The organism is Rossellomorea sp. FM04394 (assembly GCF_041889765.1).
In the GTDB taxonomy this organism is placed as follows: Bacteria; Bacillota; Bacilli; order Bacillales; family Bacillaceae_B; genus Rossellomorea; species Rossellomorea aquimaris_B.
Genome location: NZ_CP168654.1, coordinates 1,303,563 through 1,320,263, shown reverse-complemented (window position 1 = coordinate 1,320,263; position 16,701 = coordinate 1,303,563). Strand labels below are relative to the sequence as shown.

Genomic DNA, 16,701 nt, shown 5'->3' with positions numbered 1-16,701 from the left:
CACACAACACAAAGTAATCCTACTATAAAAGTAGGATTTAGGTCAATGATCATGAATTCACCTTGTTTTTCTTTCGGTTCTCATTTGAATTTTCATACCACTTTTGGTGAACTCCTCACCCGGTCTCTGGAAACCTTGTCTAAGGGAAGGTTTTTGATCATCTTTCAAAATATCCCTGATTTCCTGTAAGACCTCAAGGTTCGTCGTTTGCTTCACTTTGTACTGCTTCTCTCCGCCTTTTAAGCGGTTGACCACCTTAATCATCAGAAAAATGCTCATGGCAACGAGAAGAAAGTCTACAAGGGCTTGAAGAAACTTCCCCAATTCAATCACCTCTGCTCCGATTCGAAGGTGCAGGCCTTCTAAATTAATGCCGCCAAATAAAACTCCGATTGCCGGCATCATCATGTCTTGAACGAGTGACTCAACTATTTTCCCAAACGCTGAGCCTATGATGACCGCAATCGCTAAATCAACGACATTCCCCCTTGAAATGAATTGTTTGAATTCAGACCACATGATACATTCACCTACCGCTTCACTACTCTTACCATATGGCAGAAACAAATGAGTTATGAAGACAAGGTCAAAAAAGTCCTAAACAAGATATTTCCCTACTATAACAAGCAACACAATAAAAGCAACAACGCCCATTAAAATGATCAACATTTGTTCATCTTTATTCCCAGGCATCCTTTTCTCCTCCTCTAATCCCTTGAGGAACTTATACGGTCCCTCTTTCCAATAATGACGTTTCCAGTAGCACCGGTTGAGGATTCCCATTTTCAAGAAATAGTTTAAACGATTCTTCTCCCACTTTTCGTATCGGGACTTCAAAGGACGTAATGTCCATTGCATCGGCAATGGGATGATTATCGAAGCTTAGTATAGCCAAATCATCTGGTATCCTGATTCCTCTTTTACCAGCCTCTGTCACAATACCGGCTGAAACCTGATCACTCGTTACGATAAGGGCTGAGGGTTTTTCTTTCTGCTGTTCCCAAGCTTTTACCACATCTCTCCCATCTTGAAGATGATAGCAGTCATAGAAGATCCACTCTTCACGCACTGGATGTCCGGCAGCTTCTGAGCTATCGTAGAACCCCCGTATCCTTTCCTCGCTATTCGTCCCGAAAGTCCTGTTCAAGCACAGGCCGATCCTTGAATGACCCTTTGAATAAAGGTATTTGAGTCCATTTCTTATTCCCTCGTAGTGATTAATGAACACCTTTTTATATGTGGGATCGTACACATTTTCACAAAAAACCACATTGGGACCGATGAATGGGGCAAGTACATCCAGTGAATTGGAGCGCGACGTCAGGATCAATCCATCCACTTCCTTCATTTGCATTCGATGAAAGGCGTCAAGTTCCGCTCCCCTGTCATAATTCGTTTGGAAAAGCTGAAGATGGTATCCATGTTTCAATGCTTCCCCTGCTATTCCTTGAAGAATCTCTCCGAAGTAAGGTAGGTTCAAATACGGCAAAACAACTCCTATACTATAGGTCTTGCCTTTGGATAAATGGACAGCGTTTGCGTTTTTTATATAATTTAATTGCTCGACGGCCTCGAGAACCTTTTGACGTTTTTCTTCTTTCACATAAGGGTGTTCATTTAATACCCTTGAAACCGTTGAAACCGAGACTCCCGCAAGCTTCGCGATACTGCGAATATTTGTCATACTCATACCCCTCGTTAGATATTCTGAATGGCCCCTACCGATTGTGCACAAAACTCAAATAAAACGCTTGCTCTGAAACGCGTTTCACACTTTAGAGTTAATCATGAAAGGGGCCAGAATGGCATTTCCAATCCCTAAAACATGATAAGGAGGCTATACTATGCTCGGTATTTTATACTTACCCGTTCTCTGTGCCATCATCATCGGAGGAAGCTACGTTGCATTAAAGCCCATCCATTTCTATGATCCCCGCGATGAAGAGGATCCATTTGAGCACATATACAACAATAAACTTAAACTATAGCCTGCCCTCAATGAAGCAGGCTTTTATTTTACCCATTTCACTGCCCAAACCTGGACGGCATCCATCACCTGCTCTAGTTCTCTACCCTTTTTCGTCAGGCTATAGAGTACCTTGACCGGCTTTTCGTCGAGAACTTCCCTGGACACTATCCCATGGTCCTCCAATTCCTTCAACCTGTCAGTCAACACCTTTTGACTGATATTTGGTATTTCTTCATTTATATCTTTAAAACGGCATGTTCCTTCAAATAATACCTTTATAATCATACCGATCCAGCGCTTCCCTAATAATTCAAAGGCAGAGGCGTATTTCGGACAAAGTTTTGTTTCCATTTTCATTCACACATCCTAAATCTTTAACCCTTGACGCAAAATAAAACGTCGGTTATATTGTTCATATTGCTTATACACTTACAAAAAGTAAGTAACGTACAAATATATACCATATTATAACACTTTTTTAAACATCAAGGAGGCTTTATCATGGATAATTTCTTTCAAGTAGTCGATGAACGACGCTCAACGAAAGTGTACGACCCTCAAGTGGAGATCCCCCGCGAAGAATTAGTCAGCCTGCTCGAAACAGCAGGGAAAGCTCCCTCTGCCTGGAATCTTCAACAGTGGAAATTCCTTGTATTCGATCATAAAGAAGTTCAAGAACGACTACTTCCGATTGCCTATCACCAGCAGCAAGTACATGATGCATCTGCCGTTGTGGCTATACTTGGTGACTTGGAAGCCAATAAGAACATCGATCCTGTTTTTGACCCGGCCATTGAAAAAGGGGAAATGACGGCTGAAATTAAAGAGGTTCTGAAGAAACAAATCAACGGGGCATACAGCCGTGACGAATACCCACGGGACGCAGCATTCAGTAATGCTTCCCTGGCTGCCATGCAATTCATGCTTGCTGCGAAGGCGAAGGGCTGGGATACTTGCCCGATTGGCGGCTTCAATCCGGCAGCTCTCGCAAGCGAATTCAATGTGTCGGAGCGTTATATCCCGATCATGCTGATTACGATTGGGAAACCGCTTCAAAAAGCACGTAAGTCAGATCGCTTAGATATCCGTAACTTAATTGATTGGGCAGAATAAGCCTATGAAAAAGCCGCGTCCCAGGGGATGCGGCTTTTTCTATCTTTTAAAAGAGCACACTCTTTTCAATCTGTTTCATTTCATAGAAGTATCCTTTTGCCTGCATTAGCTCTTCAAACCTTCCTGCCTCCACAACCTTTCCTTGATCCATGACGATGATTTGATCCATTTCCTCAAGACCTGTCAACCGGTGACTGATCAGGATCAGTGTATCACCTTGCGCTTCTGTATAAAGATGATTAAAAATCTCTCTCTCCATCAAAGCATCTACGGAAGATGTCGGTTCATCGAGCATCCATAAGGGTGATCCTTTCAATAGGGCCCTGGCAATCGCTAATCGCTGCTTTTCTCCACCAGAAAGATTCTCGCCTTTTTCTAATACGGTGTCCTCTAAAGAAAAGTGATCCAACTTCACTATTCCAAGTGCCGATTCCATTTCCCCGTCTGTCAGATCGTCACGCACCAGCATAAGATTATCCTTCATTGTGCCGTAGAAGAAATGATTTTCTTGAAGAACCACATTGGCATGCTCCCATAACGACTCTTTATCGATATCTTTAATTGAAGCACCATTCACGAAAATGGATCCCTGATCCGTTGAGTAAAAGTTTAATAACAATTGAAGCAATGTGGACTTCCCTGATCCCGAAGGTCCCACGATCGCCGTTTTCGAGCCTGCAGGCAGCTCAAGACTCACCTCTTCCAATGTCTTTCTCTCCTCTCCATCGAAGGAAAAGCTGACATCCTTCATGCTGAATGACGGAGCATCCCCATCAAGAGTCCCGCATAATGAAGGTCCGTCCCTCTCGATGCGTTCTTCGGAAATAACATAAGAGAGTCTGGCTGCCGCTCTTCGTGAATCTTCATAGTGTATAGGCATAATCGCCATTGGTGTGGCATTTTCGAATACGGTTAACGAGATCATGACAAGCATCGCAAGATATATTCCATCCATTTGACCGGCCCCGACTGAATAAGCTCCTAAAGCCAAAACGATCCATGAAATGAGCTGGGAAACCAGGATGTTCGTTGAATGACTATAGAGAGAATAGATGCTCTCCCGTTTTTGCTCGCTCACATATCCTGTTGCTGCTTGAACAAGACTTTTCTCTTTGTCCTCCAGTCTTTGATATATTTTCAAATCTCTGAATCCATAAAGAAATTCCGTTACCTCTGTGGATAAATCCCCTCGTCTTTCCCGTAAGGTCGTTTCTATTTTTCTCTGTTTAAAAGCGAAATAGGCCGGGACCATAAATCCCGTCAACAGAAGCCCCCCAATAAGGATCAATGCAACAGAAACAGAATAAAACATCGTAAACAAGATCGTACTTAAGAACACCATCACCAGGATAATCGGTGGATAGAAGACACGAAGAAAGAAATTCTGTAAGCTCTCTACGTCTCCTACGATTCTTGAAAGAAGATCTCCACTTCGATATCGCCCGAAAATCCCCGGCGCCAGCGGCTCGATTTTTTCATAGATGGAAACCCGCAAGTTCGAAAGAATCGTGAACGTAGCCCGATGGGAGAAATAACGTTCCGCATACCGGCTTAATGCCTTCGTGAAACCGAACAGCTTCAAGAGAGCAATCATTACCGTCAGAGCATAAAGAGGTACCTCCAAGGCCGCTTTAGAAATTAAATAGCCACTGGAAGCAAATAGTCCGACCGAGGTTAACCCGGCCAAAAAGCCAAAAAGAATAGAATACACAATATCCTTCTTTTCCTTCATCATCAGCCTTACGACAAACCCTAACTCTTTCATCTAACGTTTCACTCCTTGCTGTACAGTCACCATATCACGATAGTGAGAAGTAGACTTCATTAATTCCTCATGATTTCCTATGCCCGCTAATCTCCCATTTTCTAAAAACAAAATTTGATCCGCTTCACGAATTGTATGAAGACGGTGAGCTACTGTAATCACTGTTGAATTCTTTGATAATTCCTGTATGGATGATTGCAGTATCCTCTCCGTTTGAAGATCCAATCCCGTTGTCGGTTCGTCGAAGAGAATTAGAGCCGGCTTTTTGAGAAAAGCCCTGGCTATGGCCATACGCTGTTTTTCTCCACCAGAAAGCCCTCTTCCTGCTTCACCAATCGGGGTCTCATATCCTTTATCGAGACCTGCAATCATTTGTGAGATTCCTGCTTTTTCAGCAGCGTATTCGATCTCTTCCAGGGTGACACCCTTTCGTCCGCCAACGGCAATATTTTCGGCAATCGTGCCCGAGAATAAGTAAGGATTCTGTGAGATATAACTTAGTTGATCAAACCAGTCTCTCTCCCCATAATCACTTCTCGAAAGTCCATCAATCAAAATGTCTCCCTCAGAGGGGTTCAGAAGACCTGATAAAAGGTGAAGGAGCGTAGTTTTTCCTGCTCCACTTTGACCGACGATCGCCACTTGGCTGCAGGAAGGAAAAGCAGCCGTAATTCCTCGAAGATTAAATCCCTTATCCCCGTAGGAAAACCCTGCGTTACATAGGGTAATTGTTGGAGGAGTCCCACTCTTTTCAAACTTCTTCTCTCCCCATTTTACTGGTTGATCCTTCTCTTCAAGCTCTTCAAAGACCTTCTTACCGGCTCCCATGCTCCCGCGCCCGGTATGAAAGGCATGCCCCAGCTCTTTTAATGAAAGATAGAACTCTGGTGCAAGAACGAGAACAAAGAATGCTGTGAAGAATGAAATACTTTCGAAGACGACTAATCGAAGCCCCACTTCCAGGGCAATCAATCCAATGCTTAACATGGAGATAAACTCTAACATCAAGGAAGATAAGAAGGCAGTCTTTAACACTTCCATCGTGGCTTCACGAAAGTCAAGGCTGGCAGAACGTATCCCCTCTTTTTGTTGCTTCCCTCTCCCAAGTAGCTTCAAGGTAGTCAATCCTTGCAGGGTATCGAGAAATCGTCCCGAAAAAGCCGTCAGCCTATCCATTTGCTTCTCGGATTTATTCTTTGTCATGACTCCGATAATCGCCATAAACAAAGGAATGAACGGAGCTGTAATCACCATGATCAGACCCGTATACACATGCTCAGTAAAAATAGTCATTAAAAGAATCAACGGGACAATCGTCGTTTGAATTCTTTGAGGTACATACTGACTGTAATACCCGTCCAAACCATCGACTGCATCCATCATCGTACTGACCTTTTGTCCCGACTGACCTTGAATGGATGCTTGAAGTGGATTTTTTGCCCACTTAATTAATAGCCGTTTTCTCAAATCACTCTTTACCTTCGAAGCCATCTTGATTCCTGTTCGTCCGTTCACATAAGAAAGTGCTGCCCTTCCCACTAGAATAAGGAGCAAAGCACCAAGCATTGGGAGGATGTCTTGAAACAGAGCTCCCTCTATAAACATTTCATCTACAATGCTGACCAGCAAATAAGCTTGTCCAATCACGACTCCTCCCATCATAAGGGACGTTCCGTAAAGCGTCATCATGGATGATTTCTGCTGTTTAGCCATTTGATTAAGCTCTTTCATAACTTATCTCAACTCCAAAAGTTAAAAAGTTAGTGAAATATTTCACAAATTAATATCTCTATTATAGTAAACTTGGTCCCTTCTTGCATCTTTTAGGATTGACCTTTTTATGACAATTTAAGAATACAGGTAGATCTGAATGCGGCGTGAGGGGATATTTTAAAATAGAAGTCTGATCGATTCATAGGAAATATGGATACTTCATTTGAAATCAACTTTTTCAATGGATTTGTGGCGATCATGGTCCGGTACTTCATTGATGTCCTATCGAATCCAGCCGAAATCATCAATAATCCGGCCGGTTTTCTGGATAATCCGGCGGAAACCATCATTAATCCAGCCGTTCTCTTAATTAATTCAGCCAATCTACAAAAATTGTAAAATAGCCAATTAAAAAAGAGAGGCCGTTCGCTAAGCGAATGACCTCTCTTTTTGTTCTGTTTTTCCCGGCACATCATATCTTCAATAAATCCTTCGTCACCCGCTGGATGATTTCCGGCAGTACAGAGAATGTGTAAGGTTTATACACTCTCTCTGTCCACTGATGCCCATCCTTTCCATATACTCCTATATTAATAGAAGGGATGTTCAGCTTGCGGATCATTTCGATAGGGACAGGATACAAATGATCGATCAGTGGCAGGTTCTTTTTAAAGACCTCGATATCCTCGTCTTCTTCATGAAGAGAGAGAAAACTGCCATCTGCGAGATAAGGGAAAAACCGTTTGATGACGAATTCTTCACCGGTTTCATTTGCTATATCGTTTAAACATGTCCCCAATACTTCCCGTACCTTTTTGCCATACTCATTTTCTTCATTCACAAAGTTGTGAGGCAAAAATGGAGGTGCGAAAAAGATGATCACCCTGGGTGTTCGATCGGGATCCAGATGCTGCAAGGCCTCCACCATGGTATATGCAATTGTTCTTCTATCTTCTCCCTCCATATCATGAAAGATCTTTTTCATGACAGGATCCGGATCGATGCCTCTTTCCTTCAGCCAGAAGATATACTCCCGTAACGTCAACACTTCTACTTCCCAGGAAAACTCCCTTTCAGGGAAGCCATGATAGCTCCGATACTCTTCAAACTGTTTTTTACTCCGTTCTTCCAGTTCATTTACTGCCTTTAATGCTGCCTTCTTCATATCGTAGAGCACTTCCCGTGCGGTTCTCTCGTATACAAAATAGTTGAAGTATAGAGAGGCGCTAAGAGGGGTTTGGACATTATACGTATGCTTATCATCCTTGAAATACAAGCAAGATGGCGGAAGGGTGAATTCACCTGGTATATCCTCCAGATAATCTAAGTTCTGATTGATTTCTAGATTGATTTTGGAAGCGATCACAGTTGGATCGATGGATGTCAGCACATCCCCTACATGCGCCTCTCTTCCATATATATAAAAGCTTGGCAGAAGCTTTCCTGCAGCACCCGTGTAAATATATCGTTTACAGTCCCCGTCATAGATCGGAGAGATGAAATCCGTATTGATCGCTGCCAAATAATCAAAGCCCTCTTTCTTTAAACGATAGAGATCACTTAAAGCAGTAATCATTCCGGCATGTTCACTTTCTTCGTCACCATTAAATAGGAAGAGTAAATTCCCATCTGGGGTTGCTTGCTCCGTATGGTGTAAAAGGTTGGCAATGTGGACGGCAATCCCGCTCTGCATATCCAAAGCCCCTCTTCCAAATAGCCAATTTCCAGATAGTGCATCATCCCTTACCTTTTCCTCTCCTTCATAATCCATAAAGAATTTCTGAAGAAAGTCGGGATCATGAGCCATATCTTGAAGTGCCCCATAATCATCCGTCCCCACCGTATCATAGTGGGCATGGAATAATACAGTTTTCGAGGACGTTCCTTCCACAAGGGCAAACACGTTTTTCCTCCCTGTCGGATCGTTCGGGACTTCTTGAAGCCAGACTCGATCAGGATGCTCCTGAAAATAAGGAAATGAGGAAATCATTTCATATATATACTGGGCTTTTTCACGTTCGCCTGTTGTTCCGTTATAGCTTTTCAGAGCGACTAAGGATCGTGTGATCAGTTCAATCTGCTCAGAGATTGATTTGTTTTTCAATTGTGTATACACGTTAGTACCGCTCCTTTCCGTAAGAGATGTCACTTTTTCTTGGTAAATCGTTTATTGCCTGGGCATTATAGAGACTGATTCTTCTATAATTGATAACATCTTATCGAAAACAAAAGGGGTTTGGAAGGGGTTTCAATATAATTTCTTAAAAAAATTTCGGTTTTTCCTATTGAAATCCAACCTATTACCGAATATTATAGAAGTTGCGTGTTTTTAATGTTCGTTTTTATTGGAGGTATTACCATGTTTAAATTGAAGGAACACGGCACTGATCCTAAAACTGAAATACTGGCAGGCATTACAACATTTTTAACGATGGTTTACATCGTCGTTGTGAATCCCATTATTTTGGCTGATGCAGGTGTCCCATTTGACCAAGTCTTCTTAGCAACCATTATTTCAGCCGTAGCCGGAACGTTATGGATGGCCTTGTTCGCAAACTACCCGATCGCCATCGCACCAGGGATGGGATTGAATGCTTACTTTACGTACTCAGTAGTCGGTGCGAATGATGATATTTCTTATATCGTTGCGTTTTCTGCCGTTTTTGTAGCAGGGATCATCTTTATCATTCTCTCTTTAACACCGTTCAGAAAAAAATTAATCGAAGCCATTCCTCAAAATCTAAAGCACGGTATAACAGCAGGAATCGGTTTATTTATTGCTTTTATTGGATTACGATTGACCGGCCTTATCCAGGCTCACCCTACAAATCTGGTACAGCTTGGGGATCTGCATTCATCCTCGGCGATCTTAGCGTTAATCGGGTTGGCTGTAACACTCATCCTCATGGTGTTACGTGTCCATGGAGCTTTATTTATCGGAATGATTGTCACTGGACTCGTTGCATTCTTCACAGGGGAATTAGCATTTAAAGAAGGGTTTGTGGCTCTTCCCCATCTCCCGGAAGGACTGATCGTAGCAAATCCTCTTACAGCATTTGCAGACGTCTTTCAATACGGATTGTATGCCGTTGTGTTCTCATTCTTACTTGTAACCATCTTCGATACAACGGGAACGATGATCGGAGTGGCTCAACAAGCAGGTCTTATGAAGGGCAACACAATGCCAAGAGCACGTGAAGCACTACTCGCGGATTCCATTGCAACGACTGTCGGAGCGATGTTTGGTACAAGCCCTACGTCCGCTTATATTGAATCTTCAGCCGGTGTTTCGGCTGGAGGAAGGACAGGATTAACAACATTAACCGTTTCTGTGTTGTTCATCGCTGCTGCATTCTTCGGTCCTCTTGTCAGTGCCGTATCAGGAATTTCAGCCATTACTGCCCCTGCCCTTATCATCGTGGGAAGCTTAATGATGGGGAGCATTTCTCATATTAAATGGGATCAGTTAGATGAAGCCTTCCCTGCATTCTTAATCATTCTCAGCATGCCGTTAACATCAAGCATCGCAACTGGGATCGCACTGGGATTCATTTCTTATCCTTTATTAAAAGTAGTAAAAGGACAATGGAAGCAGGTACACCCACTCGTGTATATCTTTGCCGTCCTGTTCTTCTATCAGCTGGCATTCCTGCCTCATTAACCCGATATAGATACTCGAAAGACCGTTCATAATGAACGGTCTTTTTGCGCGGTCAATTCAGCTGATTGTGTCCATATTCTCTTCACGATCTTTACATTATCATCATCAAAAGTTAGACAATATATATCCAGCATTTCAAGCTTTCTCCAAAAGCTGATATCATATTGAGGATCAAAGTAACTCATGATCAGAACCATGATATTACCGTGTGTTCCAATCACAACGTTTTTCCCATTATATTCTTCAATGATCTTAAATATCCCTTGTACGCCTCTTTTTTGAGCGGTGAGATTCGACTCTCCACCTTCTAAGGAAAAAGCAGGATCCTCCCACAGCAATGAAATTGCCTCATCAAAGTTCTTCACGAGTTTACTTGATAGAGTCCGTTCCCTCACCTCTTCATAAATCTTGATCTCTTGACCTATGTGCCGGGCTATTCCTTCAACGGTTTCCACGGCTCTTTTGTACGGACTGGAACATACTGCATCAATCTTTTCCTTCTTTAATAGTTCCGTTACATGCTTAGCATCCACCTTTCCCCTCTCAGATAGGGGCCTGGTTAATTCGTCGGGGGTGTATTCCGAGTGAGCATGCCTCACCAGATACAGTTGTGTTATTGCCAATTTCATTCACTCCTCCTTCTTGCCACAAAAAAAAGAGCTGTCATGCAAACAGCTACCCTTATTTCCACACCACGTCCAATTGGCCGGCATAAAATGTTATCGCCTTTTTATAAGGTTCAATGGTGGGATCTTGTGATGATTCTCCAATGCAGTTGAGCAGCAGCTCCATTGCTTGACTGTGTTTGTTCAAATTGTAGAGGGTCATGGCATAAAAGACCGTCATCGCTTTATTTTCAGGGAATCGTCGGATTCCTTTCTCGAACACGGATTTACTTTTTTCATACTCGCCCAATGTCCGATATGTACTACCCAATCCAAGATAGGCGCCTTGTAAATCTTTATCATCCAGTCCCATTTGAATCGAATTCTCGTAATAAGGAACGGCTTTGCTTTCGAGTCCCATTTTGTCATGGGTCCATGCACATTGGTAATGCAGAAAACCATTATCTGGGTCTCCCTGAATCAATCGCTTCCACCTTTCAATGGAAGCTGCGCATTCTCCCGACTCTCTCAATGCAATGGCTTCTTCTATTTTTCTATTCATCTTAAAGTCTCCCATTTATTCGGGAATGAACTCCATCAGCCAGGAATCATGATGTTCCCCTTCATGAAGCTCATGCTCCCGCAGTATTCTCGCTTTACAGTATCCACATTTCTCATAGCATCGGATTGCCCTGGTGTTCCAGGTCATAGGATCCACCACAAGGCGGTGGACCCCCTCTTTCTTGAGCAAGTACTCTACTACAGTTCGAATGAGTTGCGTCCCTATTCCCCGGTTCCAATATGTCGCTTCTCCGATGAATTGATCCGTACCGTAGATCACTTCATCTAAATTCGAGTAACCATACCGGATCATTGTTTCTTCATCGAGCTGGTAATACTGGAGATACCCGATTTCATTCCCCTTAAACTCAACCAGACAACCTGAGACGTCCCTTTCTTCAAGGAATTTCTCCTCCACCAGCTGAAGGGTGAAGGGGCGGTCCCTCCCTTCATAAAACTCCAGTACTTCGGGATCCTGCAACCACCTTGCCAACGTGTATTTATCCCCCTCCACTAAAGGACGGATAAATAAGTCCCCACTCCTGACATTCATACACACACCTCCCATAACTCTCATCTTCCTCTATACATTCATCACACATCAGAAAAAACCCTTTTTTCTTTGAGGGACAAGTCACCTGGGTAAGTCTTTGTATTTGACAATATTGTGAATTAATTCACAATTAAGTATGTTATGCTATATTTCAGAGTAGAATATCAATGTGTTTCATGTTATGATTTGGTTGTGAATTACTTCACAATGTACTGACCAAATATCTTTCAACTCTCATTTCATTCTTTAAAAACTTAACATTGCTATGAATCATACTAACAAAAAACTGATGAATAGGTGATGACGTATGACAATCAAATGCACAAACAAAGTAGCTTTAATCGGTACAGGATTTGTAGGTTCAAGTTATGCCTTTGCTCTCCTAAATCAAGGAATCGCACATGAACTTGTAATGATTGATTTGAATAAGGAGAAAGCTGACGGAGACGCACGTGATTTAAACCATGGTCTTGCTTTCGCTTCCCCTATGAAAATATCTGCAGGAGATTACAGTGATTGTAAGGATGCTGACCTGGTCGTGATTACTGCAGGAGCGAATCAGCAGCCTGGCGAAACCCGTCTGGACCTGGTGGAAAAGAACGTGAAAATCTTCAAAAATATTGTAGACTCTGTCATGGATAGTGGATTCAACGGCATTTTCCTTGTGGCGACGAATCCAGTCGACATCTTAACGTATGCAACGTGGAAATTTTCCGGCCTGCCGAAAGAAAGAGTCATCGGATCAGGAACGATTCTCGACACAGCCAGACTTCGTTACTTAGTAGGAGAGCACTTTGATATTGATACACGGAATATTCACGCCTATATTATGGGAGAGCACGGCGACACGGAATTTCCCGTTTGGAGCCACACAACTGTAGGAGCAAGTCATCTAAGTGAGTTAATTGACCTCCACAGGGATGACGTGCAGAAACAGCTCGATGACATATTCATCAATGTTAGGGACGCAGCCTATCACATCATTGAACGGAAAGGCGCAACCTATTATGGCATTGCCATGGGCCTTGCCAGGATTACCAAAGCGGTCTTTAACAATGAAAATAGCATTTTAACCGTTTCCGCCCTCCTTGAAGGGGAGTATCATCAAGACGATATCTACATCGGTGTTCCTGCGATTATTAATCGTGAGGGCATCAGGAAAGTCGTCGAGCTTCCATTAAATGATAAAGAAAAAGCTCAATTCTCTCACTCAGCCGAAACACTCAAACATGTGATGAAAAAAGCGATGGAGACTTGATTCATTCCCTTAGCTAACTTAATAGACACGCACGCCCACCCAACCTCCTCATAAGATAAAGAGAATTCTTTATGAGGAGGTTCTTCTATGTACGATCACAGACAATTATTCCCTGGTTTTCCTGGCGGAGGAGGAGGAGGCTTTCCCGGTTTCCCTGGAGGTGGCCAAGGTTCAGGTGGCGGCTTTCCCGGTTTTCCTGGTGGAGGACAAGGCGCCCCGAGCTCTCCACCACCTGCAGGCGGACAAAATCAACCACCACCCGGACCACCACCGAACTTCCAACCGCAAAAAACGGTGATGCAAGGAACCCAAGGTGGACCTAGTGTCTTTGCAGTAGATCCAGGTGCCATCAGGAGATGTTTATTCAGGTACACTTATATTTGGTTAAGAAGAGATGCTTTCTGGTTCTATCCTGTCTTTGTCGGACGCCGTTCCATTGCCGGATGGAGATGGATCGGATTCACATGGGTTTACTTCGGTATCGACTTGGATAAAATTGAATCCTTTACGTGCGTGTAGGACTGCGCATGTATTCATATCCATACTATAGGACCGGCAACACCAAAGGGACGATTACTGTAACAGGTGAGCATACACTTTATGTAGATCCTGATCAAGCCATTGTCTCTATCGGCGTTGTCACTAAAGATGAAGAGCTTGAAACGGCCCAAAGCCAGAACCAGCAACAATCGAGTAAAGTCATTCAATCCCTGTTAAACAATGGAGTGTCACAAAAGGATATCCAAACCTCCACCTATCAAGTGTTCCCACAGTACAACTATGAGGACGGGAAGCAGATTTTCTCAGGATATGAGGTTCGCCAAGTATTCCGCATTACCATTCAGGACATTGAAAAAGTCGGGACAATTATTGATGATGCTATAAAGAGCGGTGCGAATCGTGTAGAAAACATTTCATTTGTCAATTCAAATCCCATCGAATCCTATCAACAGGCCCTTGCTATCGCTTATCAAAAGGCCTATCAAAAAGCACTCACACTATCCAGCCAATCGGGGCAGCAGCTCAATCCCCACCCAAAGTCCATCACAGAGCAATCAAGCCCAATCGTCACCCCCTTTATGACCACCGGGTTTGTGAAAGCCGCTGAAGAAAGTACAGCCGTCCAACCAGGACAAATTGCCGTCACAGCCATCCTGACAGTAGAATTTCACAGCAGCTAAACAATAAACTGCCAAAGCAGATCACTGCTTTGGCAGTTTGAATAAAGTGAAGGTGGACGGACCTTCAGGCTTTGTGTTTTATAAGAAGGGTTCTTCTTTTATGTATCAAAAACCTCTTCCCCCATGAAAATAGTAAAGAGCCCATCCCCAAAACGAATGAGCTCTCCCTATCCTATCGACCAAACTTCAACTCAGGATTCACCACATGTGCTGCAACTTTTTCAGCAGACACAACCACTTCATCGTCACTCATCATTCGAACCCCATGCTCTACATAAGCAGGCAAGAAAGTCATTCCCGTTAAGTTGGCAGTAGCCTGTAGTGGTTTCAGCAGTTCACTCATTGAGTAGTGATTAAAGCCTCCTGATCGGTAAGCTCCGCCCGGACCACCGGTTGAAGTCACGACTAAGAATTCTTTTCCGTGAAGCTTCGTCCCCTCTGCCCCATAAGCCCATCCATATTCTAACACCTTATCCTGCCATTCTTTTAACATCGCCGGTGTGCTGTACCAGAAGAATGGAAATTGGAAGACGATTCGGTCAAATTCTAATAAAAGATTTTGTTCTCTCTTAACATCAATGTTCATGTTCGGATATTCTTTATATAAGTAATGCACAGTAACGTTCTCTTCCTTTTCCAAACGTTCTGACCAGGATTTGTTCATTCTTGATTCTTTTAAATCTGGATGTCCTACTAAAACTAGTGTTTTCAATTCAATCACTCCTTATTTGTATGTACAAATAATATCATCGTTTGTTTGTACATACAAATATATAGTTAAAAAAATTTTATTTTTTATTTTCCAATATCGAATTTGCTTCGTTCACATCTCGCGTCAGCTTCCGAGCCTGTTCCTCACCCATGATTTCAGCATAGCGTTTAAACAGGTTCTTCCAGCACTGAGAAATGTCATCCTGCATGCTATAGCCTTTATCCGTCAGGGCAATGATTGCTAGCTTTCCCTTGTTTTTTCGTGTAACAAGTCCCTTCATTTCTAATTTATCTACAAATCGGGTACTTGTTGAAGGAGCGATATTTAAAGCTCCACTAAGCTCTTTTTGTGTTAAACCGTCTTTATCCTTTAAGGTCATCAACAAAAATGCATAAGTGGGAGACAAACCGATTGGAGCAAACTCTTCCTCCGCCATCTTGTTCATCATTCTTGCCAAGTGATTGGCAGAGAAATAGAGACAGTTACAGAATTGATCTTCCACTTCCTCGACCTCCGTTTATGTTTGTATGTACAAACTACATCAGTCATGAGTATTTGTCAATGGTTTCCACTCTACTCACCCAGGGAATTCGATTTACGGCTGCATGCTTCCATTGCCGTTAAAATGGCTCCTTTAAAATTATTTTTCTCCAGAGCTGACACTGCTTCTATCGTTGCTCCGCCCGGTGAACAAACGGCATCCTTCAGTTCCCCTGGATGAGTGCCGGTTTCCAGGACCATTTTCGCCGCTCCAAGTACAGCCTGTGATGCCAGCTGGTAGGCTAGATTTCTCGGGATGCCCTCGAGAACGGCTCCATCAGCGAGTGCTTCTATAAACATAAATACATAGGCAGGAGATGATCCGCTAACAGCAGGAATGGCATTCATCAAGCCTTCTTCCACTTTCTCAGCCTTTCCGAAGCTTTCTAAAATAGCTCGCACAGCTTGGAGATCCACTTCTTTTACTTCATCATTCACACAATAGGCTGTCATGCCTTCCCCGACAAGAGACGGTGTATTAGGCATGGTCCGGACGATTTTCATCGATTTAGAAAGCTGATTCTCCATCCATTCAATCGTGATTCCCGCTGCAATGGTAATGACGATGGCATCCTCTTTCAAGGAATCCTTTATCGATTCGATAATGCTTTGATATTGGTCAGGTTTCACTGATAAAAACACAATGTCTGAAAAGGCTGCTACGCTTTTATTATCACTCGTAACACCTACTCCAAATTCGTCTGCTACTTTTTCCAGCGTCTCTTCGGTTCTAGCACTTGCTTTGACCGAACGTTTATCAACTAAACCGGACTGCAATATTCCACCCATGATCGCTTGTGCCATATTTCCACACCCTATAAATCCAATGGTTTTATCCATTTTTCCACCTCTTCAGTTTGTATGTAAACAGTCTTTAGCATCATACCAAATTTATCTCCACATATAAAATGAACGGCATTTAAAAAGGCTCAAAGGAGAAATCCTTCAAACCTTTCCATCATTCCACCAGCTTCCCGCAATGGGGACAAAGAGATTTTTGATAATTCTTTGGAATCTTCCTGTGACAATGATTGCATGTCTTCACATACACAGGCTGATCAAATAAATCC

The 16,701-nt window shown here is 43.0% G+C and carries 19 protein-coding genes; 7 read left to right on the top strand and 12 right to left on the bottom strand.

The genetic code is table 11. From position 1 onward, the window contains the following. Window positions 1-57: 57 nt before the first annotated feature. Together mscL and ACCB35_RS06640 are read right to left on the bottom strand one after the other, a co-directional pair. Window positions 58-519 (bottom strand): large conductance mechanosensitive channel protein MscL, encoded by a 462-nt coding sequence (mscL, locus tag ACCB35_RS06645; protein WP_374056273.1) that lies wholly within the window; start codon window positions 517-519, stop codon window positions 58-60. Window positions 520-724: 205 nt separating this feature from the next. After that, window positions 725-1,684 (bottom strand): LacI family DNA-binding transcriptional regulator, encoded by a 960-nt coding sequence (locus tag ACCB35_RS06640; protein WP_374056272.1) that lies wholly within the window; start codon window positions 1,682-1,684, stop codon window positions 725-727. A gap of 160 nt (window positions 1,685-1,844) precedes the next feature. On the opposite strand from ACCB35_RS06640, the gene ACCB35_RS06635 reads away from it, so the two are divergent. Next, window positions 1,845-1,988, top strand: a complete 144-nt coding sequence (locus ACCB35_RS06635) for a hypothetical protein (RefSeq protein ID WP_374056271.1) — start codon at window positions 1,845-1,847, stop codon at window positions 1,986-1,988. 23 nt (window positions 1,989-2,011) lie between these two features. Here the strand turns inward: ACCB35_RS06635 and ACCB35_RS06630 are convergent, their stop codons facing one another. After that, the gene (locus ACCB35_RS06630) at window positions 2,012-2,326 is read right to left on the bottom strand and encodes a winged helix-turn-helix transcriptional regulator (protein ID WP_374056270.1); all 315 of its coding nucleotides are present in this window, start codon (window positions 2,324-2,326) and stop codon (window positions 2,012-2,014) included. Window positions 2,327-2,470: 144 nt separating this feature from the next. Between ACCB35_RS06630 and ACCB35_RS06625 the strand changes: the two genes are divergently transcribed. Continuing rightward, a complete protein-coding gene (locus ACCB35_RS06625) occupies window positions 2,471-3,082 on the top strand; it encodes a nitroreductase family protein (protein WP_374056269.1) in 612 nt (203 codons plus the stop codon). 46 nt (window positions 3,083-3,128) lie between these two features. Here the strand turns inward: ACCB35_RS06625 and cydC are convergent, their stop codons facing one another. After that, window positions 3,129-4,847, bottom strand: a complete 1,719-nt coding sequence (gene cydC, locus ACCB35_RS06620; protein ID WP_374056268.1) for a thiol reductant ABC exporter subunit CydC — start codon at window positions 4,845-4,847, stop codon at window positions 3,129-3,131. Then, window positions 4,848-6,578 (bottom strand): thiol reductant ABC exporter subunit CydD, encoded by a 1,731-nt coding sequence (gene cydD / locus ACCB35_RS06615; RefSeq protein WP_374056267.1) that lies wholly within the window; start codon window positions 6,576-6,578, stop codon window positions 4,848-4,850. A 192-nt stretch (window positions 6,579-6,770) separates the two neighbouring features. Here cydD and ACCB35_RS06610 point away from each other — a divergent pair, with 192 nt between their 5' ends. Then, window positions 6,771-6,959, top strand: coding sequence for a hypothetical protein (locus tag ACCB35_RS06610; RefSeq protein WP_374056266.1), 189 nt, complete (start codon window positions 6,771-6,773; stop codon window positions 6,957-6,959). Window positions 6,960-7,032: 73 nt separating this feature from the next. On the opposite strand, the gene ACCB35_RS06605 is transcribed toward ACCB35_RS06610, so the two are convergent. After that, a complete protein-coding gene (locus ACCB35_RS06605) occupies window positions 7,033-8,676 on the bottom strand; it encodes a M20/M25/M40 family metallo-hydrolase (RefSeq protein WP_374056265.1) in 1,644 nt (547 codons plus the stop codon). Between the two features lie 243 nt (window positions 8,677-8,919). Between ACCB35_RS06605 and ACCB35_RS06600 the strand changes: the two genes are divergently transcribed. Beyond that, a complete protein-coding gene (locus ACCB35_RS06600; protein ID WP_374056264.1) occupies window positions 8,920-10,221 on the top strand; it encodes an NCS2 family permease in 1,302 nt (433 codons plus the stop codon). A 26-nt stretch (window positions 10,222-10,247) separates the two neighbouring features. On the opposite strand, the gene ACCB35_RS06595 is transcribed toward ACCB35_RS06600, so the two are convergent. The 3 genes from ACCB35_RS06595 to ACCB35_RS06585 are packed head-to-tail and all read right to left on the bottom strand — an operon-like array spanning window position 10,248 to window position 11,940. Next, window positions 10,248-10,850: a histidine phosphatase family protein gene (locus tag ACCB35_RS06595; protein WP_374056263.1), complete on the bottom strand. Its 603-nt coding sequence runs from the start codon at window positions 10,848-10,850 to the stop codon at window positions 10,248-10,250. Window positions 10,851-10,902: 52 nt separating this feature from the next. Beyond that, a complete protein-coding gene (locus ACCB35_RS06590; RefSeq protein WP_374056262.1) occupies window positions 10,903-11,388 on the bottom strand; it encodes a tetratricopeptide repeat protein in 486 nt (161 codons plus the stop codon). Window positions 11,389-11,403: 15 nt separating this feature from the next. Next, complete coding sequence (locus ACCB35_RS06585; protein WP_374056261.1) at window positions 11,404-11,940, bottom strand: GNAT family N-acetyltransferase; 537 nt, start codon at window positions 11,938-11,940, stop codon at window positions 11,404-11,406. 307 nt (window positions 11,941-12,247) lie between these two features. Between ACCB35_RS06585 and ACCB35_RS06580 the strand changes: the two genes are divergently transcribed. The 3 genes from ACCB35_RS06580 to ACCB35_RS06570 all read left to right on the top strand — a co-directional run bounded on the left by ACCB35_RS06580 (window position 12,248) and on the right by ACCB35_RS06570 (window position 14,379). Further along, on the top strand, window positions 12,248-13,198 hold the full coding sequence (locus ACCB35_RS06580) for an L-lactate dehydrogenase (protein ID WP_374056260.1): 951 nt from the start codon (window positions 12,248-12,250) through the stop codon (window positions 13,196-13,198). Between the two features lie 87 nt (window positions 13,199-13,285). Continuing rightward, window positions 13,286-13,717 (top strand): hypothetical protein, encoded by a 432-nt coding sequence (locus ACCB35_RS06575; RefSeq protein ID WP_044337892.1) that lies wholly within the window; start codon window positions 13,286-13,288, stop codon window positions 13,715-13,717. A gap of 8 nt (window positions 13,718-13,725) precedes the next feature. Further along, complete coding sequence (locus tag ACCB35_RS06570; RefSeq protein ID WP_374056259.1) at window positions 13,726-14,379, top strand: SIMPL domain-containing protein; 654 nt, start codon at window positions 13,726-13,728, stop codon at window positions 14,377-14,379. A 172-nt stretch (window positions 14,380-14,551) separates the two neighbouring features. Here ACCB35_RS06570 and ACCB35_RS06565 read toward each other — a convergent pair whose 3' ends face one another. From ACCB35_RS06565 to proC, 3 genes are all read right to left on the bottom strand, one after another. Further along, complete coding sequence (locus tag ACCB35_RS06565) at window positions 14,552-15,091, bottom strand: NAD(P)H-dependent oxidoreductase (protein ID WP_374056258.1); 540 nt, start codon at window positions 15,089-15,091, stop codon at window positions 14,552-14,554. 76 nt (window positions 15,092-15,167) lie between these two features. After that, a complete protein-coding gene (locus tag ACCB35_RS06560; RefSeq protein ID WP_253275475.1) occupies window positions 15,168-15,593 on the bottom strand; it encodes a MarR family winged helix-turn-helix transcriptional regulator in 426 nt (141 codons plus the stop codon). Between the two features lie 71 nt (window positions 15,594-15,664). Beyond that, entirely contained in the window at window positions 15,665-16,471 is an 807-nt protein-coding gene (proC, locus tag ACCB35_RS06555; RefSeq protein ID WP_374056257.1) for a pyrroline-5-carboxylate reductase, read from the bottom strand. Window positions 16,472-16,701 lie beyond the last annotated feature (230 nt).